Below are 22,447 nucleotides of genomic sequence, written 5' to 3'. Positions count from 1 at the left end.
GGGAGCGACAAGTCCAAAAACCATCAACGCCGGAACGAAATTACGCAAATGACCAGGCGGCGGGAATCAGCGGCGCAGGTCTTCCGCCGGGGCCGCCGGCTGTTGCCAGCGCACGACAATCAGCGCCTGGTCGCGCATCACCTGCAGCTCCGGCGCGTGGCCGTCCGCCAGCAGCGCCTGCAATGCAGCGAGTCCGGCGACAGGCGCGAACGCGCCCTGCGCGTCGCGCCCGCCGCCGACGATGACGTCGCGCGGGCGCAAGCCGGCGGCCTCGCCGCGGCTGCCGGCCTGCACCGCCAGAACCCGCAAGCCGGCCGCCGTTGCCAGCCCGGCGGCCGACTGCTCGCCCAGCGTCTCCACCGGCTTGAGCAGCAGTCCCTCCAGCGTGGCGGCGCCCGGCGCCGGGTCGGCGGCGGCGCTGTCGGTGGCGATGTCGGTGTCGGTATAGGGCAGCGGATAGGCCGGCGCGGCGGCCAGCGCCTTCAGGCGCGCGGGGCGCACGCCGAAATCATGCATCGGAAAATTGACGAAGCCGATGCGCGCCGCCAGCGCCGCGTTGGTGACCGTGTAGTCGCCGTCGGCCGGCGCGGCGAAGCGCGGGTCGCCAGCCACCGAGCCGGCGTCGGTGCCGCGCGCCTGCGCCTGCGCCAGGCCGGCGCCGCCGACGAACAGGTTGCGGTCGACGCTGCGGCCCCAGCGCTCGATCTCGACCGGCTGGTACGGCGCCATCACGACGTTGGCCTCGAACACGTCGCCGCTGTCGGCGAACCACACATGCGGGTGGAAGGTGCCGTTGACCATGATGTTGTTGCGCACGATGCGGGCCACACCCTCGCGCAGCTTCAGGCCGCCCGCCAGCAGCAGGTTCTCTTCGATCAGGTAGTTCGAGGCGCCGTCGTCGAGGTCGACGTCCCAGCCGTGGTCGCAGCGGAAGCGGTTGCGGCGCATCACGATAGGCTCGACCGCGTCCAGCAGCGGCAGGCGCGGATCGGCCGCCACCCGGCGCTCCATCTCCTTGCGGTCCGGATCCCAGTAGCGGTCGCGCCCCCAGCTGTTGAAGGCGCCGTGGTCGCCCGATTCGCGCACCGTGTCGAACACGTCGTTGTAGGTGATGCGGTGCCCGCCCCAGGCGCCGTCGCCGATGTTGATGCCGGCGCGCGGCACCCGGTAGATGGTGTTGTGGTCGACCGTGATGCGCGCCGCCATCGCGATCTGCACGCCGGCCGCCTGGCGGTCGATCTGGCCAATGTCGTGGATCAGGTTGTCGACCGCGGCCGAATCGCGCGGATAGTCGTCGCCGCGCGGACCGGGGACGCGGTCCACGGCGGCCAGGTCGAGGTGCTCGTGGTATTCGAACAGCGGCGAGCGCACCGCCTGCGGGCGGCCGACGAAGGCCAGCGCGGTGCCGCCGATGGCGTGGATGTGATTGCCCGTCAGCCGCACCTGCCGCGCGCGGCCGCTGACCACGATCGCGTGGCCGCCGAGCTCGCTGAACTCGCCGTCCTCGACGCGCACGTCGGCGGCGTTTTCTATCGTCACCGCGCCGGCGCGGTAGAACTTCCAGTCCGAGCGCAGCAGCGGTTCCACCGCCTTCAGGAAGGTCGGTTCCGTGTCGCGGAAGCCGAGCTTGCGGATGCGCACATGCTCCACCGGTGCGCGCCGGCCCTCGATGCGGATCAGCGCTTCGTGCACGCCGGCGCGGAAGCCCTGCGCCGGCGGGCGTGCGCCGTCCAGCGGCTTGAAGTACAGCCAGCGCTGGCGGCGGTCGTCATACCATTCGCCGGGCGCGTCCAGTTCCTCGAACACGTTCTCGACGTAACGGTCGCGCTCACTCGGCGGCATGACGCGGTTGTTGCCGACCTGGGCGCCGTAGGCGAGGCTGCCGTCGGCGTTCTTGCCCAGTATCGGCACCTGCAGGCCGCCCCAGCGGTTGCCGTGCAGCGCGTGCAGCACCGCGCCGGCCGGGTCGCGCCAGCGCGCCACGCGTACGGCGCTGGTGGCGTCGGCGGCACCGCCGTAACCGGCCTGGGCCGGATCGGCGTTCGGATAGCGGGAGCGCACCAGCGGCAGCTCACCCAGCCACAAACGCTGGAATGGCGGACCGGCATACGGGGCGCGCCAGATACCGTCGCGCCAAGGCCGCCAGCGCAGCGCCGGCAGGTGCACCGCACCGCGCAACACGACCCGCGCATGGGGCGCGGCGGTCAGCACGAAGGGTGCGTCGGCGCTGCCGGACAGGCGCTCGTCGATCACCAGCGGCGCCGCCAGCTCATAATTGCCGGCGGCCAGCGTGATGCGGCGGATGCGGCGGTCGGCGCGCGCCCGTTGCAGCGCCGCCGCCAGCGACTTGCCGTCGCCGACCGTGACGCCGACGTTGTTGGCGGCGTTGTTGGCGGCGTTGTTGACGTTGGCGCCTTGTGCGACGCCGGAGACCACGGCGGCGGCGGCGGCGGCGGACGCGGCGGCCACCATGCCCGCCAGCGCGAGCAGGATAGCCGCCGCCCTCATGGCGCGCCCGGCTCCACCAGCACCGGCCCGATCAGGCCGGACGGCTGGTCCGGCTGCGCCTCGACCAGCACGGTGAGCGTGCGCCACGCCGTCCCCTTGGGCACCGCCAGCGACAGCGGCCCCGGTTCCGGCGCGCTCTTCTCGCCCAGCTTGACGCCGTCCAGCCACACCTCGGCCCTGCCGGCGATCTGGCCGAACTCCAGGTGGGCGCGGCCGTCATTGCGGTCGCCGCGCAGCCCGAACGAGGCGCGGTAGCTGCGCCAGCGCTGCGCTTCCGGCGCCTGCTTGAGCGGCGGCGCGCCCCAGGCCCAGCTGTTCATGTCGCTGTCGGCCAGCGTCAGGTTGGGATCGGGGCGCGCGGCCTGGGCCGGCGAAATGCGCCAGCCGCCGACGCGCACCACCGGCTGCGCTTCGGGCACGGCCGGCAGCGGCGCCACCGCGCGCACCGCCAGCACCGTCTCGGCCGCTTGCAGGCCGTCGGCGCTGGCGCGCAGCGTGAGCGCGCCCTGGCGGCCGCGGCGGCTCTGGACGATCACCTGCGCCAGGCCGTTGTACAGGTCGCGCTCGGGCGCCTTCTCCGACGCGTGCGAGTTGGGATCGCCGTTGCCGACACCGATGATGGCGCCGGCGCCGGCCGTCTCGAAGCGCACGTGCAGGTTGGCGGTCGGCACCGGATGGCCCTGGGCATCGACCGCGCTGACCGTCACCGGCACCGCGTCGGCGCCGTCGCCGGCCAGCGCCGCGCGGTCCGGCGTGAGCACCAGGCGCGCCGGGGCGCCGCTGGTGTCGGCGCTGTCGCGCCCGATCTCGGCGCCGTCACGCAGCGCCACCGCCTCCAGCCTGCCGGGCGCGTACGGCACCTCGAAGCTCGCCATGTCGTACGGATCGACGTCGCGCTCGCCGATCACGGCGCCGTTCAGCAGCAGCCGCACGCGCGGCGCGTTGGTGGCCACCAGCACCTTGACCGGCTGGCCTTCGCGGCCCGGCCAGGTCCAGTGCGGCGCCAGCTTGACCACGGCGACGTCCTTGCGCCACAGCGCCTGGCGGATGTAGAACGCCGTCTTGGGGAAGGCGCACAGGTCGAGGATGCCAAAAAACGACGAGGCGCTCGGCCATTCGTGCGGCGTCGGTTCGCCCCGATAGTCGATGCCGGTCCAGACGAAGCCACCGGCCAGGAAGGGGCGCTCGTTGATCAGCTTCCAGCTGCGGCGCTGGGTCTGGCCCCAGTTGGCGGCGTCGTCGTCCAGGCTGGCCACCAGGTGGCGGTTCCAGTCGGTCGTGTATTCGCCGCGCGACATGAAGGCCGAGGTGTCCTCCGAGCTGAACACCGGCTTGTTGGGGAAGGTCTTGTGGAAGTGGTCGTATTCCCACACCTGGTAGTTGATGCCCGCCACGTCGAGCGCCTGGGCGGCGTTCCTGTCGGCGAACAGGCCGGCGTTCATGGCCGCCGTCACCGGCCGGGTCGGGTCCAGCTCCCTGACCGCCGCCACCATGCGGCGCGCGATCTGGTAGCCGATCTCGCTGCCCTGCAACTGCTCCTCGTTGAAGATCGACCACAGGATCACGCTGGGGTGGTTGCGGTCGCGCTGCACCAGCCAGCGCAGCTGCTGCAGGTAGTCGGCCGACGGGTTGAAGTTGCGGTTCTCGTCCATCACCATCAGGCCCAGGCGGTCGGCCAGGTCCACCACCTCGGCGGCCGGCGCGTTGTGCGCGAAGCGGATGGCGTTGACGCCCATCGCCTTGAGCTGGCGCAGGCGGAATTCCCAGATCGCATCCGGCACGGCGACGCCGACGCCGGCGTGGTCCTGGTGGATCGCCACGCCCTGCAGCTTGAGCGGCTGACCGTTAAGGAAGAAGCCGCGCGCGGCGTCGAAGCGGATGGTGCGGAAGCCGGTGCGCAGCTCGTTGCTGTCGAGCTCGGCCGCGCCGTCGCGCAGCACCGTGCGCACCCGGTACAGTTCGGGGTGTTCCGGGCTCCACAACTTCGGCTTGCGCAGCGCCAGCGCGACCTGCGCGCTGGCCTTGCCGAGCGTGCCCACCCGCACCGGCACACTGCCGCGCGCCACCTCGGCGCCGGCCGGGTCGATTACGCGCACGTCGAGCACCGCCTTGCGCGGCGTCTCGGCGCTGCTTTCCACCTGCACCGTCACCGGCAGCGTCCAGCGGCCGTCCTTCAGCACCGGGTTGGCGTGCACGCCGTCGGTGGCGATGTGCAGCGCGTCGCGCTTGACCAGCCAGGTGTGGCGGTAGATACCTGCGCCCTCGTACCACCAGCCCTCCATCACCTCGGCGTCGGCGCGCACGGCGATGGTGTTGACCTCGTCGCCGTAGCGCACATACGGAGTGATGTCGAGCGCGCGGCCGTTGTAGCCCGACCAGTTGCGGTTGACCACGATGCCGTTGACCCACACCGTGCTGTGGGTGGCGACGGCGTCCAGCTGCAGCTCCAGATGGCGGCCGCGGTCCGAGGCCGGCAGCGTGAAGTAGCGCCGGTACCAGCCGATGCCGCGCGGCCGGTAGCCCTGCGACTTGTTCTGCGCGGCGTCGTACGGGCCTTCGACCGCCCAGTCGTGCGGCAGGTCGACCCGGCGCCAGTCGGAGTCGTCGTAGTCGGCCTTGGCCGGCCCGTGCGCCTCGCCGGTCTGCGCGCTCAGGTAGCTGGCGCCATGGCCCTGGATCGACGGCAGCGCCACGTCGCCCTGCAGGAAGCGCCAGCCGGCGTCCAGCGACAGGCGCTCGGCGGCGCAGGCCTGGGCGCAAGTCAACAGCGCGAGGATCAGTATGCGTTTGCTATACATGGTCTGTTTCCACAAAGACGTTCAATCGGCCGGTATCACGGTCAATTCCGCAGCGTTGGTCGAGCCGCCGCGCCACACCTCGTCCAGCGCGGTGAAGCGGAAGTAGCGCGCGGTCACCGGCGCGAAGCGCGCCTGCTGGCTGTCGGGGTTGTTGCGGATGTTGGCGAAGGTGCCGCGCTCGATGGCGGCGCTCCAGTGCACGCCGTCCTCGCTGGTGTCGAAGCGGTAGTTCTCGACCGTGCCGTTGAGCTGGCCATCCTGGCGCGGCAGGTAGACCAGGCCGCCGATGCGGTGCGCCCGGCCCATGTCGACCGTGATGGCGTGCGGCAGCTTGACGTCGGCGCCCCAGCCGGTATCCCAGTAGGTGGCGGGGTCGCCGTCGATGGCGAACGCGGCCGGCTGGCCGGCTTGCTCGCGATCGGCCGCCACCACCTTCCAGCCGCGCGGCGACAGGCCGATGAAGTCGCGCCGGCCGGCCACGCCGAGGCGGCCGCCGGGCAGCAGCCGCGCGGCCCGCACCACGCCGCTCGCCGCCAGCGCCAGCGGCGCGTGGTACACCGCCGAGCCGGCGTTGGGCGCCGAGCCGTCGGTGGTGTAGACCAGCGTGCCGCCGGCCGGATGGCTGACGGCCACCCTGCCCTCGGCGTCGCGGTCGGCGATGGCCGGCGGCAGCAGCTCGGTCGATTGCAGGTACAGTCCCACTTCCGCCAGGGTCGGCGCCAGCCGCGCGCCGGTGATGCGCACCCGCACGCGCTCGGCGGTCACCGGCGCCTGCAGCCGCACCAGCCGGCGGTGGCCGACCGTGGTCAGCTCGTCCGAGGCGATCGGCTGGGCCGCGACCCAGGCCGCGCCGTTCCAGGTCTCGATCACGAAGGATTCGATGCGCTGGCCGCGCTGGTCGACCGCCTCCTGCAGCGACACCACGTCGAAGCGGGCCGGCTTGGGCAGGGCCAGGGTCAGCGTGCCGGCGCTGCGTCCGGGCGCCGCCTCCCACCAGGTGTCGAGCTTGCCGTCCAGCGCGGCGCCGGCGGGGTGGCGCGGCGCGGCGTGGTCGGCCGACACTTGGGCGCCGGCCGCCAGGTCGGTGGCGAAGGTGGCGCGCACGATCTCGCCCACCTGGCCCAGCGCCGCGACCTGGTCGTCCGGCAGCAGGCCGCGCCGGTCGGGCGACAGGTTCAGGATCAGGTTGCCGTTGCGGCCTATCGACGAATAAAAGATGTCGACCAGCTGGGTGACCGGACGCGGCCGCTTGTCGCGGGCCCAGAACCACTGGCCGTTGGCCAGCATGGTGACGTTGGTCTCGGCCGGATACCACCACAGGTGCGATCCCGGCTTGAGCTGGGCGCGGGCGCCGAGCTCGCCGTGCATGTCGGGCCAGCGGAACTGTCCCGGCGCTTCCGGCAGCGGGATCACGCTCCATTCGGTGGTGCGGCCGTAGCCGCTTTCGGTGCCGACCCAGCGCACGTCCGGCCCCTTGCCCATGATGACGGCCTGCGGCTGCAGCTTGCGGATCAGGTCGTACCACGCCTCGTAGTCGTAGGTTTCCGCCACGCTGGGGTCGGGATTGGCGCCGTCGAACCACACTTCGTGCACCGGGCCGTACTGGGTCAGCAGCTCGTACAGTTGGTTGAGGAAGTAGCGGTTGTAGTCGTTGACCCGGTAGCGGTAGGACTGGAAGCCCGGCGTCGGCGCGCGGCCTTTGGACGGGTCGCTCTGGAAGCTGGCCGGGTCGGTGGGAATCGCCGACATCACGGCCGGGCTGCCGTTGCCGTAGTAGCCGGCCGGGTTGGACGGGTTGGTCTTGAGCTGGTACAGGTCGGCCGGCGACAGGTAGATGCCCAGCTTGACGTCGGCCGCGCGCGCGGCGTCGGCCACTTCGCGCACCAGGTCGCCCTTGCCGCCGCGCCACGGGCTGGCGGCGGACGAGTGCCCGGTGTAGCGGCTGGGCCACATCGCGAAGCCGTCGTGGTGCTTGGCCACCAGCACGATCATCTTGCCGTCGAACTGTTTGACCGCGCCCAGCCAATGGCGCGCGTCCAGCGCGTCGGGGTTGAACAGCGACGGCGTCTCGCGGCCGCTGCCCCACTCCACCTCGTTGAAGGTGTTGACGCCGAAGTGCAGGAAGAAGGTGCGCTCCATCCGCATCCACGCGCTCTGGTTGGGGCGCGGCAGCACCTTGGCGGCCTTCTCGGCCTTGACGGCGTCGCTGTCGCCGTCGGCGATCACTTGTTGCGTCGCATAGGGAATCGGGCCGCTGGCGGCGCGTGCGCCGGCCAGCGCCAGCAGCAGCGCGGCCGCCAGCGCGGTCATGGTGTTTCGATGCATGGTGGTTTTCCTGTCAGCGGATTATTTGGACAGCAGTTCGACGCCGAGCGGCTCCAGCCGCAAGGTGCCGGACCACTGTTTGCCGCCCAGCACGCCGGTCATGGCGCCGTCGATCGCCACCTCCCTGGCCTCGCCGGTGGTGTTGACGTACAGCGTGCGGCCCTCGACCGTGCGGGCGTAGACCCCGTCCGGCGTCTTCGGCCCCGGCACGATGCCCAGGCTGGCGTACAGCTGGCGGTACAGCGGCCGCATGATCTGCGGCTGGGCCGGCGTGGCGACGTAGATCGCCCTGCCCTTGCCGTAGTGGTTGACGGTGATGGCCGGCGGCGCGCCGTCGACGTTGGTGAAGCGCGCCAGCGCCTGCGCGGTGGACGGCTCCAGCACCTCGTAGTGGCCGATGCTGCCCTTGACCTCCTCGTCGCCGATCTTGGTCAGCAGCGTGCCGCCGTTGTAGAACTCGTTGGTGCGCAGGCCGAACACGTCGGTCAGGCGGCCCGGCAGCGGCGTGTCGAACCATTGGTTGTGCTCGTTGACCTTGTCCGACCACGCGGTCATGATCACCGTGCCGCCGTCGCCGACGAACTTGCGGATGGCGTCGGCGCTGGCCTGGTCCATCAGGTACAGGCCCGGCACCACCAGCAGGCTGTAGCGGCTCAGGTCTTCGTGCGCGATGTTGATGACGGCGACGTCGATATTGTCCTTGAACAGCGGCTCGAAGGCGTTGTGCGCCTGCGTCAGGTACGGCGTGCTGAGGTACGGACGCACGGTGTTGGTGTTGTCCGGCCCGGCCGGGTTGGTGGCCTGCATATTGTCGAACGAGTAGGCGAAGGCCACCTTCGGCTGTGTCATGCGCGGGAAGCCCAGCTGTTGCAGCTTGGCGAAATCGGCCGCGATGGTGGCGAACTCGCCCAGCTTCCAGGACGGCCGGTCGTCGTGGTCGAGCAGGCCGAACAGCGCCTGCTCCTCGCCGCCCAGGTGGCTGTTGTAGGTCCACGCCAGCACCGCCTGCGATCCCAGCAGCAGGCCGAAATGCGCCCACATGCGCGAGCGGCCCTTGGTGCCGTAGTAGCCCGGACCGCCGGCGGTGAATTCGTTGAACCAGATCGGCGTCGACATGCCGCCCTTCATCATCAACGCCTCGAAGCCGGAGCCGACCGGCGAACCGGGATAGAAGCCCATCGCGCCGTAGTGGGCGTAGTCGCGGTAGCTCGACAGGTAGTCGAAGCCCTTGCGGCCGGCGCTGTCCCACAGATTGGAGATGGCCGGCTTGTCCGGGACGTTCTTCCTGCGGATCGCCTCCAGGTCCTTCAGGGTGGCGATGGTGACGTCGGACCAGTAGCGGCGCAGGTCGATCTGGCGCTCGTAGGCGCCGGGGCCGTCGGCGTACGGCAGGCGCACCTCGTCCCAGGCGCCGATGCGGCGCGACCAGCGTTGCGTGGCCCAGGCCTGGTTGAGCGCGGCGATGCCGCCGTACTTCCGCTTGAGCCAGCCGATGAAGCGCTTGCGGTCGGCCTCGGAGTACGACATGAAGCCGTTGCCGATCTCGTTGTCGAAGCCGATCGCCAGCAGCGCCGGATGGTGGGCGTAGCGTTTGGTGAGCTGGTCGGCGAAGCGGGCCACCAGGCGCTTGTAGTCCGGGTCGCTGATATTGTCCATGTAGCGCTCGGCCGCGTCGAGGTGGGTGCCCTGCTGCGTGACCAGGTCGACGCCGGGGTATTTGTGGTGCAGCCACAGCGGCGCCGGCAGACCGGCGATGTCGACGATGACGCGGATGCCGGCGGCATGCATCTGGTCCATGATCCAGTCGAAGGTGGCGAACTCGAACTTGCCCTCGGCCGGTTCGAAATAGTCCCACGACAGGTCGCCCATGCGCACCACCTTGAAGCCGGACTGCTGCATCAGCGCGATGTCGCGCACGATCTGCGCGCGGCTGCGGTCGACCGGCTGGTAGCAGGTGCCGACGAACAGCTGGCCGGCGCCTGGCCAGTCCGGATGGCCGGGCGCGCCCTGCGCGCGGGCCGGCACGGGGCCGAGCGCGGCCAGCGCCAGCGCGCAGGCGGCCGCAACCTGGCGGAGACGGTAGCTCATGCTCAGTCCTCCCGCGTCAGCGTGAGCAGCGCGACATCGTTGCTGCGCATCGGCAGGTTGACGTCGACGGCGCCGCTCTTGCCGACCTTGATCACGCGGTCGGTCTCGGGCAGGTCGCGGGTGAGCGCGTGCAGCTGCTCGACCTGGGCCGGCGTCAGCGTCTTCGGCGCGCCCATGTCGATGTAGGCCGAGTAGGCGTCGTTGGCGCGGAAGCCGCTGCGGCGCACCTGCAGCCGGTACTTGCCGGCCTTCACATGGCTGATGCGCACGGCCAGCGGCGCCGCCGGCGAGGCCGGCACGATGCGGCTGTAGAACGGCCGGTTGCTGACCTTCTGCTCCGGCTGCTGGAAGTCCCACACCACCGCGGCCACCTTGCGGCCGTCCGAGGACGCCATCACCTGGGCGTCGGCGACCGGGATCTCGTTGCCGCTCAGCGCGTGCAGGTATTTGTAGGCGAAGTAGGCCGGCTTGCGGATGCCCTGCGGATTGAGCAGGCCGAAGCCGCCTTCGAACGGCTTGGTCGGCGGCCCCGGCTCCTCGAACAGGTCGGTGTAGGTCCAGTAGCTCATGCCCTGCACCAGGCCCTTCGTGCCCTTGAGCTTGCTGAGGATGTACGGCGAGCTGATGTAGGAATCGTGCACCAGGTCGCGCGGCGTGTAGCTGGTGCTCCACTCGGTGAAGTACAGCGGCAGCTTGGGGAACTTCGACGCCGAGATCTGCTCGCGCACGCGCCGCACGTCGCCGATGATGGCGTCCGGCGACGGCGACAGCTTGGTGTCGCCCTCGCCTTTTTCATCGAGGAAGCCGCCGTCCACGCCGTAGGTGTGGGTGGTGACGAAATCGACGGCGGCGCCGCTGCGCGCCACGTGCTCGAGGAATTCCGGCACCCAGGCGGCGCCGGCGGTCGACGGCCCGCCCACGCGCAGCGCCGGATCGATCGCCTTGATGGTGTTGGCGGTGTTGACGTACAGGTCGAAATACGCCTTCTGGTCGGCGCGCTCCCAGAAGCCGTCCAGGTTGGGCTCGTTCCACACTTCGAAGAACCAGCTGCGCACTTCCTCCTGGCCGTAGCGCTGCTCGACGTGGCGCACGAAGGCGGCGATCAGGTCCTTCCATTTGGCCGGGTCGGGATGCGAGGTGTTGCCCTGCCAGTAGAAGATCTTGTTGTCCGAGGTCGCCATGGCCTGGGGCGTGAAGCCCAGCTCGACGAAGGGCTTGATGTGGCGCGCCAGCATCTGGTCGTACAGCTGGTCCAGCTTGGTCCAGTCATAGACGGTCTTGCCGTCCACGACGCGCACCGTGCCCAGCACGTCGTGGAAGATGGCGTGGAAGCGCAGGTAGCGGAAGCCGAGTTCGTCGACCGTGGTCTGCAACTGCGCCATGCTGTCGTCGCGCAGCAGCGTGCCCGGATAGTCCGAGCCGACCGACAGGTCGAAAAAGCGGTCGAGCGGCTTGAGCGCCTGCGCGGCGTCGAGCACGATGCGGCGCGGCGCCGGCGCGCCGGCGTTGGCTGCGGAAGCGGCGGCCAGCTGAAGACAGATCGAGGCGAGCGCTGCCAGGCAGCCAGGGCGGATAGACGGCATTGAAATGATCTCCTTGTTGATATTGTGCTGTTTATTGCCCGGATGCTAGCACCTGCGTCGCCTCGCCGAAACGGGGAACGGCAGCGTTGCAAGATATCGTTAAGCCGCTTGGTGATTTGCATAAAGCCGGCCGCCCTGCCCGACCTCCGACCTCCGGCCTTCGGCAATTTCATGTGCCGCTTTGATGTTTTTGACAATTGCCGCCCAATAGCGCGGCGCGCAGCATGTCTCCAAGGCTGAGGCGGCCTGTCGCATGCAGCCCCAACAACAAAGGAGACCCTAGCTCATGAAATCATCTTTTGGTTCACTCGCGTCCGTCGCGTCCGCCGCATCCTTCGCGCTGCTGGCGGCGGGCGTGTCCGCCTGCAGCGGCGGCTCGTCCGCCTCGTCGTCCGGCGCGCCGACCGCCTTGCTGGCCAAGGTCGACACCTCGGCGCGCGGCGCCATGCGCAACCTGACCAGCACCGAACTGTCGAAGCTGATGTCGCCCGGCATCAACCTGGGCAACACGCTGGAAGCCCTGCCCAACGAAACCGCATGGGGCAACCCGGTGCCGACCCAGGCGCTGATGAACGCCTACAAGGCGGCCGGCTTCAAGACCGTGCGCATTCCGGTGTCGTGGAGCCAGTACGCCGACGCCGGCAACAACATCAGCCCTGCCTGGCTGGCCCACATCCGCCAGGTGGTCGACTACGCGCACAACGCCGGCCTGTACGCGATCGTCAACATCCACTGGGACGGCGGCTGGATGAATCATCCCACCTACGACCAGCAGGCGGCGATCAACGCCAAGCTGACCAAGTTCTGGACCCAGATCGCCAGCACCTTCAAGGACTATGACGACACCCTGCTGTTCGCCGGCAGCAACGAAGTCGGCCAGGTCAACACCTGGGGCCCGCCGACGGCCGAATACGCCGCCGTGCAGAACAGCTTCAACCAGACCTTCGTCGACGCAGTGCGCGCCACCGCCGGCAACAACGCCAGGCGCCACCTGGTGGTCCAGGGCTATTTCACCAACATCGACAACACCGCCGCCTTCAACACGGTGCCGCACGACAGCGTCGCCAACCGGCTGTTCATGGAGGTGCACTACTACGATCCCTACCATTTCACGCTCGACAGCGGCAGCAATATCTGGCAATGGGGCGTGAACGCGGCCGACCCGTCGGCCGTCGAGGCCTGGGCCAACGAGCCGTGGGCCGACGCCGAATTCCAGAAGATGAAGACCAGCTTCGGCGACAAGGGCGTGCCGGTGATCCTGGGCGAGTACGGCGCGGGCATGAAGAGCAATTATCCCGGCATGGACGCCTACCGCAAGTATTGGGACCAGTACATCACGCAGTCGGCCTTCCAGCACGGCCTGGTGCCGGTCTACTGGGATACCGGCGGGATGATCGACCGCAACACCGGCGCCCAGCTGGACCCCGACGTGATCGCCATGATCGTCAAGGCCAGCCGCTAGGAAGCAGACGACATGCAAAAAAACATCGCCGCCGCGCTTGCCGGCCTGCTGGCCCTGCTGCTGTCCCTGCCTTCGCCGGCCGCAGGCCGGGCCACCTGGATATGGTATCCCGGCGATTTCGAGATCTGGCTGAGCAACCGGATGCAAGTCCAGCGGGTCGAACGCGACGCGCTGTTCATGCCGTTCTGGCGCCTGTACAGCCATCAGCCGCAGATGAACTTCACGCGCCGCGTCGACCTCGCCGCGACCGAGGAGATCGCGGTCACGGCGGAAGGCCAGTACAGCGTCGCCATCGACGGCAGCTCGGTCCAGGGCGACCAGCACCGGATCCGGCTGCCGGCCGGCCAGCATGTGATCAACGTCCAGGTGTACAACCAGGCGGCGCCGCCGGCGATCTATCTGCAGGGCGCGACGCTACAATCCGACGCCGGCTGGACGGTGGGGCCGACGCCGCAATACCAGCCGGCCAACGGCGTCCCGGTGCATGCGGCGAGCTGGCATTTCGACGGTCCGGATCAGCGGCCGTCGGACTACCGGCTGGCCACGACCGAGCTGCCGGCGCTGGCGCAGACGCGTGCGCCCCGCTCCATGCTGGTGGACTTCGGCCGCGAGACGGTGGGCTTCGTGAAGCTGAAGGGCTTGCGCGGCCGTGGCAACATCGTCCTGCATTACGGCGAGTCGCGGGAGGAGGCGCTGGCGGTCGACGCCGGCGAAACCCTGGACCGCTACACGGTGGACGGCAACGGCGGCGAGTTCGTCGCCGACCGCTCGCGCGCGCTGCGCTACGTCAACGTCCTGATGGACGAAGGGATCTCCATCGCCGACGTCGCCCTGATGTACGAATACCTGCCCGTGACCCGGCGCGGCACGTTCAAGAGCTCCGATGCCGAGTTGAACCGGATCTGGGACGTGGCTCTCCGCACGCTGGAGTTGAACACGCGGGAATTCTTCGTCGACGGCGTCAAGCGCGACCGCTGGGTCTGGGCCGGCGACGCGGCGCAGGCCTATCTGATGAACTACTACGCCTTCTTCGACGGCGACGCCGTCAAGCGGACCACCTGGGCCCTGCGCGGCGCCGATCCGGTGGACATGCACATCAACACGATCATGGACTACTCGCTGTACTGGTTCATCGGCATCCAGCAGTACTACCACTACACGGGCGACCAGGCCTTCGTGCAAAGCGTGTATCCGCGCATGGTGTCGCTGATGGAGTTCGTGCTGGGCCGGCGCGACGCGCGCGGCATGCTGGCGGGGCTGCCGGGCGACTGGGTATTTGTCGACTGGGCGCCCATCCCCAAGGATGGCGAGCTGGCCGTGATCCAGATTCTATTGGCGCGCAGCCTGGAAGCGATGGCCGAGAGCGCAACGCTGGCGCAGGACGCGGCCGGCGCGACGCGCTATCGCGCGCTGGCGGCCGAGCTGAAGACCAGCATCATGGACACCTTCTGGGACCGCGACCGCAAAGTCTTCATCCACGGCCGCAGCGGCGAGCAGTTGAATCCGCTGGTGACGCGTTATCCGAATATGTTCGCCCTGCTGTTCGGCTACCTCGACGGGGAGCAGCTGGCCTCGGTGAAAAACAATGTGCTGTTAAACGACAAGGTCCTGAACATCACCACGCCATACATGCGGTTCTACGAGCTGGCCGCGCTGGCCGAAAGCGGCCAGCATGCCTACGTCACCGGACAGATCAAGGATTACTGGGGCGGCATGCTGAAGCAAGGCGCGAGCTGCTTCTGGGAGGAGTACGATCCGGGCAAGACAGGCCAGGAACACTACGCCATGTATGGCAAGCAGTTCGGTAAGAGCTTGTGCCATGCGTGGGGGGCGAGCCCGATCTATTTGCTTGGAAAATACTATCTCGGCGTCCGGCCCACGCAGCCCGGCTATGCGGCCTATCTGGTCGAGCCGCATCTGGGCGGACTGAAGTGGATAGAGGGCAGCGTGCCGACGCCGCACGGCGACATTACCGTCTCCATGGACGAGCGCCAGATCAGGGTGGCGGCCGCCGGCGGCGTCGGTGTACTGCGCTTCAAGAGCCGCCGCCCGCCGCGCAGCGCCGATGGCCTGGTCCAGGCCGACGGCAGCGGCGGCTATGAAATGCGGCTCGAAAGCGGCAGGCACTACGTGGTCGATTACACGGCGCCCTAAGCGCCACCTTGAGCCGGATCAAAGCCTGCGCCGATAGTCGGTGGACCATGGGCACGACAGCGCGAGGGTGGCGTGGCGGCGATCGACAAGCCGCAGCGAATCTCAACTGAACCGGAGTCAGACATGCATACACCGACACACAGGCGGGCAATCAAGGTGCGCTGCGGCGCGGTCAGTCTGGACGGACTGCTCGCCCTGCCGGACGCCCCCGCGGCCATGGTCCTGTTCGCGCATGGCAGCGGCAGCAGCCGCCTCAGCCCGCGCAATACGCAGCTTGCCAACGCCTTGCATGCGGACGGCTTCGGCACGCTGCTGATGGACCTGCTGACACCGCTGGAAGACCTCGACCCGAATACGCGTTTCGACATCGCCCTGCTGACGCGGCGCCTCGCTTGCGGGGCCGATTGGCTGGGCGAGGAGGCCAGCACCGCGGCCTTGCCACTGGGCGTGTTCGGCGCCAGCACCGGCGCGGCGGCGGCGCTGCGACTGGCGGCCATGCCGGATGCGGCAGTGGCGGCGCTGGCGCTGCGCGGCGGCCGCACCGACCTGGCCGGTGCGGCCGAGCTGGCCAAGGTGCACGCGCCGACGCTGTTCATCGTCGGCGCACTGGACGAGCTGGTTGTCGCCATCAACCGCATTTCGTATCTCGCGCTGCCCGCCGAAAAAGAGCTGGCCATCATAGCCGGCGCCAGCCATCTGTTTGAAGAACCCGGAAAACTTGACGAGGTCGCGCTGCTCGCCGGTCGCTGGTTCACCCGCCACCTTGCCGACGCGGCGCGGCGCGGCGCATGACGGGCGGCGCCGCCGGGAACCAAATCGGCGGCCGCGCGTCTTACATTGACCGATAGCGCCGGCCTGCCGGTCGTGTTGATAACAAAGGTCACTCATGCATAAATTGTTCAAAGACCGTTTGCATGCGGGCAAATTGTTGGCGCAGCGCCTGCTTGCATACGCGCGGCGCCCCGAGGTCATCGTGCTGGCCTTGCCGCGCGGCGGCGTGCCGCTGGGCGCGGTCATCGCCCGGGCGCTGGCGGTGCCGCTGGACGTCTTGTTGGTGCGCAAACTGGGCGTGCCCGGCTATCCTGAATGCGCGATCGGCGCCATCGCCGGCGACGGACAGTGTCTGCTCAATACCGGCCAGGTCAAGCTGCTGGGCCTGCCGCTGGACGCGATTGAAGCCGAGGCCAGGCACGAACAGGACGAAATCGCCCGGCGTGAACTGCGCTATCGAGAAGGCCGGCCAGCCCCGCAGCTAGAGGGCAAGATCGTGATCCTGGTGGACGACGGCATCGCCACCGGCGCCACCATGCAGATGGCGATCTGGCTCGCGCGCCAGGCGAAGGCGGCGAAAATCATCGTCGCCGTCCCGGTCGCCCCGAACGAGGTGTTCCGGACGCTGAACGCCGAGGTCGATGCACTGGTCTGCCTGCGCACGCCCTCGCCTTTCCTTTCCGTCGGCCAATGCTATCAGGACTTCGAACAGGTCAGCGACGAGCAAGTGGCGCAGCTGCTCAGGCAGACGCGCCAGCGCGCGGCGCCGCAGCCGGCCGGCAGCGCCGCCGGGAGCGCGCCATGAGCGCGCCGGAATCGCCACTGGTGGAGTTGATCGCGGCAGCGGCCCAGCCGCTGCACGGCGCCGCCGACGACTACGACAGCTTGCTGACGCTGATCGGCGACGCCCAATTCGCGCTGATCGGCGAGGCCAGCCACGGCAGCCATGAATTCTATGAGGAGCGGGCCCGCCTCACCCGGCGCCTGATCGTCGACCACGGCTTCGGCGCGGTCGCCGTCGAGGCCGACTGGCCGGACGCCTTCCGCGTCCATCGCTACGTTTGCGGCCGCAGCGACGACGCCGACGCCAACGCCGCGCTGAGCGGCTTCCGGCGTTTCCCGGCCTGGATGTGGCGCAACACCGTCATGGTCGAGTTCGTCGAATGGCTGCGCGGCTACAACGCCTCCCTGCCGCCGCATGCCGCGCCGGTCGGATTTTACGGACTCGACCTGTACAGCCTGTTCACTTCGATCGCCGAAGTGCTGAGCTACCTCGACCAGGTCGATCCGGACGGCGCGCGCCGCGCGCGCGCCCGCTATGCCTGCTTCGACCACTTCCAGCCCGACAGCCAGCGCTACGGCTACGCGGCCGCGTTCGGCATCTCGCCTTCCTGCGAGGACGCCGTCGTGCTGCAATTACAGGAACTCAACGCCAAAGCCGCCGGCTACCTGCGGCGCGACGGCCCGACGGCGCGCGACGCCCTGTTCTATGCCCAGCAAAACGCGCGCCTGGTCATGCAGGCCGAGCGCTATTACCGCACCATGTTCCGCGGCCACATTTCCTCCTGGAATTTGCGCGACCAACACATGGCCAGCACGCTCGACGCCTTGGCCGAGCACCTGGCGGCGGAAGCCGGCGTCGCGGTCCCGATCGCGGTCTGGGCCCACAACTCGCACGTCGGCGACGCGCGCGCGACGGAAACGGGGCGCTCGGGCGAATGGACGCTGGGCCAGCTGGCACGCGAGCGCTACCGCCAGCGCGCCGTGCTGGTGGGCTTGACGACCTACTCGGGCACGGTCACGGCCGCCTCGGACTGGGATGGCCCAGCCGAACGCAAGCGGGTGCGCCCGGCGCTGCCCGGCGCCTACGAAACACTGCTGCACCAGACCGGCATCCCACGCTTCGTGCTGCCGTTCCGCAACCATCCGGACGCCAACCAGGCGCTGTGGAAGCAAAGGCTGGAGCGGGCCATCGGGGTCATCTATCGGCCCGAGACGGAACGCCAGAGCCATTATTTCCATGCGCACCTGTCACAGCAATTTGACGCGGTGCTGCATTTTGACGAAACGCGCGCGCTCACGCCCTTGGATCCGACGACGCCGTGGACACTGGGCGAGGCGCCGGAGACCTTTCCCGTCGGCGTCTAGCCAGCCACCGCTTGTCGTTTTCATCAAGCCTCTGTGTCGCAGATCCGGTCGCGCCCGGCGGACTTGGCCTGGTAGAGGCGGCGGTCGACCCGGTCCAGGAAGACGTTCAGGTCGTCGTGCGCCCCTGGCACGATGGTGCCCACGCCCATGCTGACCGTAATCACGCGGCCCACGCCCGAGCGGGCGTGCGGAATTTCCTTGTGCTCCAGCAGCTTGCGGCAACGCTCGGCCACGTTGCGGGCCGCGTCCTCGTCGGTGGCCGGCAACAGCAGGATGAATTCCTCGCCGCCGAAGCGCGCGCACAGGTCGCGCGAACGGCTGGCGCAGGTGTCCAATGCCTGGGCCACGCGGCGCAGGCACTCATCGCCCTGCACATGGCCGTAGTGGTCGTTGTACTGCTTGAAGTAATCGATGTCGATCACGACCAGCGACAGCGGCTCGCCGGTGGCGTGCGCCTTGGCCCATTCGACCGGATAGAGGGTATCGAACATGCGGCGGTTGGCCACGCCGGTCAGGCTGTCGCGGTAGGACAGCACTTCCAGCTCGCGCTGCAGTTGCAGGATCTTGTCTTCCGCCTGCTTGCGCTCGGTGATGTCGAACATGAAGCCCACCAGCGCCTCGACGCTGCCGTCGGCGCGCCGCATCACGTGCACCACGTCACGGATCCAGACATAGTCGCCGTCGGCCGTCAGGGCGCGGTAGTCGGCTTCGTGGTCCACGCCCTTTTGCGACTGGGCGATGCAGAAATCGACCGTCTTCTGGCGGTCTTCCTGGTGGATACGCTCCGCCCAGTCGTTCGCCGACAGCCAGCTGGACTGTTTCCAGCCCAGCAGTTGCTCGATCTGCGGGCCGATATAGCTAAAGCTCATCGTGGCCCAGTCGATACGCCAGGGAATGGCGCGGGTAGACTCAAGGAGGGTGCGATAAACGAGCGGATCGGTGTTGGCGACGGCTTCGGAGGCTGGATGCGGAGAGGTCATGAATCAGGGCAATGAGCAGGGCAATGAGCAGAGGAATGAGCAGGAGGCACCATCATTGTGCACTAAATGTGGCGACCTCACACCGCTATCCCATGCAGTGCGCACCGCGCCGGCGATCGGCCTGAGTCGCTCAGCGCACGTCCAGCAACTCGACGTCGAAGATCAGGGTGGCGTTCGGCGGGATCGGACCGGCGCCGTTTTCGCCATAGCCCATGGCGGCGGGCACGATCAAGGTGCGCTTGCCGCCGACTTTCATCCCCTTTACGCCCTCGTCCCAGCCCGGGATGACGCGTCCGGCGCCGAGCGGAAAGCTGAACGGTTCGCGCCCGATCGAGGAGTCGAACTGCGCGCCGTGCTGCAACGGCGCGTTCGGCTGGTACAGCCAGCCGGTGTAGTTGACGACGGCAGTGGCGCCGGCCACCGCTTCCTTGCCGGCGCCGGCCAGGGTGTCGATCTTTTGCAATGGCGTCGCGTTGGCCGCGGCAGGCGCCGGCGCCTTGGCGCGGTCGCAGCCCGCCAGGGCGAAAGTCAGGGTCAGGCCGATAACGCAGGAGGACAGCAGTTGTTTCATCGTGTGCTTTCGTAAAAATGGCAAAAGGGAGTGGTCTTGGGTTCTCATGAAAACCGTATGGCGGCGAATTATGGCTGATCGCTCAAAGTCGCGCCACCACCCGCACACCTACGCCGCTGTGAGTATTGCTCCTACAGAGAAAAATAGTAGCTCAACTACTATGAATCACGGCAGCGCACGCTGCCACCAACCGCGACGTAAATTTCTGGAGATCATCATGAGCAAACCTACCCAAGCCGGCAAAAACGGTGGCAACAGCAAATTGGAAGAAGCCAAAGGCGCGAAAAACGCCGGCAATAAATCCACCGGCGCCGGCAACAGCCAGTCTGCATCGCCCGCCAACAAGAGCACCGCGGCCAAGCCTGCATCGGGCTCCAAATCCAAGTAATCGGCAACGGGAGGCCCGGCCTCCCTCAACCCCATCCATGAGGCACTCGACATGAAAACCACCGCTACCCAAGCTGAAAACCCAGGCAAGCACCCGGCCGCCGAGCCGGTCGATGCGATCAAGCTGCTGACCGCCGACCACCGTAAGGTGAAGGCGCTGTTCGAGGAGTACGACAACCTCAGCGACCGCTCGACCGCCGCCAAGAAAAAACTGGCCACGCAGATCTGCCTCGAGCTGACCAAGCATGCGACCGCCGAGGAAGAAATCTTCTACACCGCCGTACGCGAGGCCGCCAGCGATGCCGACGACCTGGTCGATGAGGCGACCGTTGAGCACGCGTGCGTCAAGGAACTCATCGCCCAGATCCTCAACATGAGCCCGGGCGAGGACCTGTATGACGCCAAGATCAAGGTGTTGTCCGAGCAAATCGAGCACCACGTCAAGGAAGAAGAATCCGAGATGTTCCCGAAGGCGCGCAAGGCCAAGCTGGACTTGATGGCGCTGGGCGAAGCGATTGCGGCCCGCAAGGAAGAAATCGGCCTGCCCGTGAGTCACTAAGAAGCCATCCGGCCCGCAGCGGCCGGCCCGGACGGCTCCAGTACTACGGCCGCCGCAGGACGATCTTGCGGCAGGCGTCATCCTTCTTGTCGAACATCTTATAGCCCTCGGCCGCCTAGTATGCCGCTCAGAAAAAACACCTTCTCGTCTTCCAGCGTGTCCGGGATTTTGATCCGACCGACATTTTGACGTCGTGGGCAGAATCATAGACAAGGGCGCGCATTGGGGGTCTCCGCAATAGATAGCAAAACCGCCCGCAAGATGCGGGCGGAATCAAACAACGGCGCTACGGGCGCTGGGGTTTATTTCGAACGCGAGCCGCTGGATGAGCCGCCAGTCGCGCCACCCCTGCTCCCGCCTTTCGCGTCGTCTTCCTTGCCGCCCTGCTTCGACGCTTGGCTGCCGCCGGCGCGCGAGCCGCCGGCGCCGCTGTCGCTCTGTTGATTGCCGTCGTTCTTGTGGCTCATCGCGCCGGCTTCGCGCGCTTCTTCCGACGTGAACTCGTGCGCGTTGCCGGCGGCGTGGGCGGCGCGTCCGCCTTCAGCGGCGATCTCACGCTGGCGTTCAGGGTCCATCGACGCGAAGCCGCGGCCGCCGCCCTGCGAATCGCTGTCGCCGCCCGATTGCTTGCTGCCGCCGCGCTGCGACGACTCACGGCCGGCGGTGCCGGATTCATTGTCCTTGTCATCCTTGCCGGCCGAGCCGCGCGAGCCGGATTCGCCGCTCTGTTTGGAAGCGGTGGATGGGGAAGCCTGGGATTTGCTGGTGTCGCTGGTCTTGTTACCGCCTTGATTCGATGCAGTCATGATGAACTCCTGAATAGTAGGTTGATCGAAACCGCCGCGCTATTGGGTTTAGTTCGTCGGTGAGATCATCATAGAAGGCTGGACTGGCTGGCAGGGTGCGCACTGGTCTGGTGCAGACGTAGGATTTCAACCCGCCAAGATTGATACTTTTCCCTACACGAAAATTAACATCGCCCATCCGCTCGCCGCCTTCGCCGAGTGTTACGCGCTTAACAGACGGCGTACCCCAGCCCCACCATGATCGGGGTCCGCGAAAGCGAATCACCGAGAGGCGTATATGAAATGTTTATCAAAGAAGCTGCTCATTGTGGCGCTGGCATCCATGCTGGGCACCAGCTGGGCGGTGGCGCAAACGGCCGCCCGCAGCGAAACTCAAACCGCCCAAGGCCAAGCCAGCCCGAGCGCGGACAACACCAGAATGAACCAGCGCGACAAGGGCGATCCCGCCCAGACGCCGCAGACGCAATCGAACGCCAAGAGCGATCGTGAGTTGCTGGCAGCGGTACGTCGCACCATCGTCAAGGACAAGTCGTTATCGGTCTACGCCCATAACATCAAGATCCTGGCGAGCGGCGGCGTCGTCACCCTGCGTGGCCCCGTGAAAAGCGAAGACGAGAAGAGCAAGGTCGAAGCCCTCGCGAAATCCGTGGCCGGCGTCAGCAGCGTCGACAATAAAGTCGATATCAAAACCAACTAACTGGAGCACATCATGAATACAGCTGTATATTGCATCGCCCAAGATCACGCCCACGCCGAAAACATCGTCAGTAACCTGAAAGAATCCGGGTTCTCCGCCAATGAAATTTCCGTGCTGTTCCCCGATAAAAGCGGCACCCGCGATTTCGCGCATGAGCAAAACACCAAGATGCCGGAAGGCGCGGCGACCGGCGGCATTGCCGGCATGGGCACCGGCGCGGTGCTCGGCTGGCTGGCCGGCATCGGCTCGCTGGCGATTCCAGGCATCGGTCCGTTCATCGCCGCCGGCCCGATCATGGCAGCGCTCGGTGGCGCAGCCATTGGCGGCGCCACAGGCGGCATCATCGGCGGCCTGGTGGGGATGGGCATTCCGGAATACGAAGCCAAGCTGTACGACGGCAAAATCCGCAGCGGCAATGTGCTGATCTCCGTCCACACGGAGAAATCCGAACAGGAGAAACTGGCGAAAGACATCTTCGAGCGTGGCAACGCCACCGATATCAAATCCACGTCGGAAGCCAGCGTGCCTTCGCATAGCTGAACCAAGACCCAGGCGGCGGTAACGCAAGTCAAATGCAAACAGGGCAGCCACATCGGCTGCCCTTTTACAT

17 protein-coding genes are annotated in these 22,447 nt (G+C 67.8%); 9 read left to right on the top strand and 8 right to left on the bottom strand.

Translation table 11 applies throughout. The features are described from left to right. Positions 1-66 precede the first annotated feature (66 nt). The 5 genes from RUGAMON1_RS02360 to RUGAMON1_RS02340 are packed head-to-tail and all read right to left on the bottom strand — an operon-like array spanning position 67 to position 11,302. Complete coding sequence (locus tag RUGAMON1_RS02360; RefSeq protein WP_445228970.1) at positions 67-2,508, bottom strand: right-handed parallel beta-helix repeat-containing protein; 2,442 nt, start codon at positions 2,506-2,508, stop codon at positions 67-69. Continuing rightward, positions 2,505-5,306, bottom strand: coding sequence for a beta-galactosidase GalA (galA, locus tag RUGAMON1_RS02355; protein ID WP_445228969.1), 2,802 nt, complete (start codon positions 5,304-5,306; stop codon positions 2,505-2,507). The genes RUGAMON1_RS02360 and galA overlap by 4 nt, the downstream gene beginning before the upstream one ends. Before the next feature lie 21 nt (positions 5,307-5,327). Continuing rightward, positions 5,328-7,631 carry an alpha-L-fucosidase gene (locus tag RUGAMON1_RS02350; protein WP_445228968.1) on the bottom strand — a complete coding sequence of 768 codons (2,304 nt, stop codon included), beginning with the start codon at positions 7,629-7,631 and terminating at the stop codon, positions 5,328-5,330. Positions 7,632-7,652: 21 nt separating this feature from the next. Then, a complete protein-coding gene (locus tag RUGAMON1_RS02345) occupies positions 7,653-9,719 on the bottom strand; it encodes a beta-galactosidase (protein ID WP_445228967.1) in 2,067 nt (688 codons plus the stop codon). A gap of 2 nt (positions 9,720-9,721) precedes the next feature. Then, a complete protein-coding gene (locus RUGAMON1_RS02340; protein WP_445228966.1) occupies positions 9,722-11,302 on the bottom strand; it encodes a GH39 family glycosyl hydrolase in 1,581 nt (526 codons plus the stop codon). Between the two features lie 286 nt (positions 11,303-11,588). Here RUGAMON1_RS02340 and RUGAMON1_RS02335 point away from each other — a divergent pair, with 286 nt between their 5' ends. The 5 genes from RUGAMON1_RS02335 (at position 11,589) to RUGAMON1_RS02315 (ending at position 17,837) form a co-directional block, all read left to right on the top strand. Next, a complete protein-coding gene (locus RUGAMON1_RS02335; RefSeq protein WP_445228965.1) occupies positions 11,589-12,764 on the top strand; it encodes a glycoside hydrolase family 5 protein in 1,176 nt (391 codons plus the stop codon). Between the two features lie 12 nt (positions 12,765-12,776). After that, complete coding sequence (locus RUGAMON1_RS02330; RefSeq protein WP_445228964.1) at positions 12,777-14,918, top strand: alpha-L-rhamnosidase-related protein; 2,142 nt, start codon at positions 12,777-12,779, stop codon at positions 14,916-14,918. Between the two features lie 123 nt (positions 14,919-15,041). Beyond that, a complete protein-coding gene (locus RUGAMON1_RS02325) occupies positions 15,042-15,710 on the top strand; it encodes a dienelactone hydrolase family protein (protein WP_445228963.1) in 669 nt (222 codons plus the stop codon). 94 nt (positions 15,711-15,804) lie between these two features. Then, positions 15,805-16,494 (top strand): phosphoribosyltransferase, encoded by a 690-nt coding sequence (locus RUGAMON1_RS02320; protein WP_445228962.1) that lies wholly within the window; start codon positions 15,805-15,807, stop codon positions 16,492-16,494. Then, complete coding sequence (locus RUGAMON1_RS02315) at positions 16,491-17,837, top strand: erythromycin esterase family protein (RefSeq protein WP_445228961.1); 1,347 nt, start codon at positions 16,491-16,493, stop codon at positions 17,835-17,837. Before RUGAMON1_RS02320 ends, RUGAMON1_RS02315 begins: the two co-directional genes overlap by 4 nt. A gap of 23 nt (positions 17,838-17,860) precedes the next feature. Here RUGAMON1_RS02315 and RUGAMON1_RS02310 read toward each other — a convergent pair whose 3' ends face one another. Together RUGAMON1_RS02310 and RUGAMON1_RS02305 are read right to left on the bottom strand one after the other, a co-directional pair. Continuing rightward, positions 17,861-18,817, bottom strand: coding sequence for a diguanylate cyclase domain-containing protein (locus tag RUGAMON1_RS02310; protein WP_445228960.1), 957 nt, complete (start codon positions 18,815-18,817; stop codon positions 17,861-17,863). A 130-nt stretch (positions 18,818-18,947) separates the two neighbouring features. Next, positions 18,948-19,388 (bottom strand): FKBP-type peptidyl-prolyl cis-trans isomerase, encoded by a 441-nt coding sequence (locus tag RUGAMON1_RS02305; protein WP_445228959.1) that lies wholly within the window; start codon positions 19,386-19,388, stop codon positions 18,948-18,950. A 217-nt stretch (positions 19,389-19,605) separates the two neighbouring features. On the opposite strand from RUGAMON1_RS02305, the gene RUGAMON1_RS02300 reads away from it, so the two are divergent. Both RUGAMON1_RS02300 and RUGAMON1_RS02295 read left to right on the top strand, forming a co-directional pair. After that, on the top strand, positions 19,606-19,776 hold the full coding sequence (locus RUGAMON1_RS02300) for a hypothetical protein (protein ID WP_445228958.1): 171 nt from the start codon (positions 19,606-19,608) through the stop codon (positions 19,774-19,776). Between the two features lie 51 nt (positions 19,777-19,827). Continuing rightward, on the top strand, positions 19,828-20,334 hold the full coding sequence (locus RUGAMON1_RS02295; protein ID WP_445228957.1) for a hemerythrin domain-containing protein: 507 nt from the start codon (positions 19,828-19,830) through the stop codon (positions 20,332-20,334). A gap of 302 nt (positions 20,335-20,636) precedes the next feature. Here RUGAMON1_RS02295 and RUGAMON1_RS02290 read toward each other — a convergent pair whose 3' ends face one another. Next, entirely contained in the window at positions 20,637-21,140 is a 504-nt protein-coding gene (locus RUGAMON1_RS02290; RefSeq protein WP_445228956.1) for a KGG domain-containing protein, read from the bottom strand. A 277-nt stretch (positions 21,141-21,417) separates the two neighbouring features. Between RUGAMON1_RS02290 and RUGAMON1_RS02285 the strand changes: the two genes are divergently transcribed. Both RUGAMON1_RS02285 and RUGAMON1_RS02280 read left to right on the top strand, forming a co-directional pair. Next, positions 21,418-21,837, top strand: coding sequence for a BON domain-containing protein (locus RUGAMON1_RS02285; protein WP_445228955.1), 420 nt, complete (start codon positions 21,418-21,420; stop codon positions 21,835-21,837). Between the two features lie 12 nt (positions 21,838-21,849). Then, the gene (locus tag RUGAMON1_RS02280; protein ID WP_445228954.1) at positions 21,850-22,377 is read left to right on the top strand and encodes a hypothetical protein; all 528 of its coding nucleotides are present in this window, start codon (positions 21,850-21,852) and stop codon (positions 22,375-22,377) included. Positions 22,378-22,447: the final 70 nt, after the last annotated feature.

It is taken from the genome of Duganella rhizosphaerae (assembly GCF_040364205.1).
Lineage (GTDB): Bacteria > Pseudomonadota > Gammaproteobacteria > Burkholderiales > Burkholderiaceae_D > Rugamonas > Rugamonas rhizosphaerae.
Note: the sequence above shows the minus strand (reverse complement) of the source record. Positions and strands in the feature narration are given on the sequence as shown.

Coding starts and splice junctions, on each gene's coding strand:
- RUGAMON1_RS02360 (WP_445228970.1), bottom strand. CDS start 2,508: ATGAGGGCGGCGGCTATCCTGCTCGCGCTGGCGGGCATGGTGGCCGCC.
- galA (WP_445228969.1), bottom strand. CDS start 5,306: ATGTATAGCAAACGCATACTGATCCTCGCGCTGTTGACTTGCGCCCAG.
- RUGAMON1_RS02350 (WP_445228968.1), bottom strand. CDS start 7,631: ATGCATCGAAACACCATGACCGCGCTGGCGGCCGCGCTGCTGCTGGCG.
- RUGAMON1_RS02345 (WP_445228967.1), bottom strand. CDS start 9,719: ATGAGCTACCGTCTCCGCCAGGTTGCGGCCGCCTGCGCGCTGGCGCTG.
- RUGAMON1_RS02340 (WP_445228966.1), bottom strand. CDS start 11,302: ATGCCGTCTATCCGCCCTGGCTGCCTGGCAGCGCTCGCCTCGATCTGT.
- RUGAMON1_RS02335 (WP_445228965.1), top strand. CDS start 11,589: ATGAAATCATCTTTTGGTTCACTCGCGTCCGTCGCGTCCGCCGCATCC.
- RUGAMON1_RS02330 (WP_445228964.1), top strand. CDS start 12,777: ATGCAAAAAAACATCGCCGCCGCGCTTGCCGGCCTGCTGGCCCTGCTG.
- RUGAMON1_RS02325 (WP_445228963.1), top strand. CDS start 15,042: ATGCATACACCGACACACAGGCGGGCAATCAAGGTGCGCTGCGGCGCG.
- RUGAMON1_RS02320 (WP_445228962.1), top strand. CDS start 15,805: ATGCATAAATTGTTCAAAGACCGTTTGCATGCGGGCAAATTGTTGGCG.
- RUGAMON1_RS02315 (WP_445228961.1), top strand. CDS start 16,491: ATGAGCGCGCCGGAATCGCCACTGGTGGAGTTGATCGCGGCAGCGGCC.
- RUGAMON1_RS02310 (WP_445228960.1), bottom strand. CDS start 18,817: ATGACCTCTCCGCATCCAGCCTCCGAAGCCGTCGCCAACACCGATCCG.
- RUGAMON1_RS02305 (WP_445228959.1), bottom strand. CDS start 19,388: ATGAAACAACTGCTGTCCTCCTGCGTTATCGGCCTGACCCTGACTTTC.
- RUGAMON1_RS02300 (WP_445228958.1), top strand. CDS start 19,606: ATGAGCAAACCTACCCAAGCCGGCAAAAACGGTGGCAACAGCAAATTG.
- RUGAMON1_RS02295 (WP_445228957.1), top strand. CDS start 19,828: ATGAAAACCACCGCTACCCAAGCTGAAAACCCAGGCAAGCACCCGGCC.
- RUGAMON1_RS02290 (WP_445228956.1), bottom strand. CDS start 21,140: ATGACTGCATCGAATCAAGGCGGTAACAAGACCAGCGACACCAGCAAA.
- RUGAMON1_RS02285 (WP_445228955.1), top strand. CDS start 21,418: ATGAAATGTTTATCAAAGAAGCTGCTCATTGTGGCGCTGGCATCCATG.
- RUGAMON1_RS02280 (WP_445228954.1), top strand. CDS start 21,850: ATGAATACAGCTGTATATTGCATCGCCCAAGATCACGCCCACGCCGAA.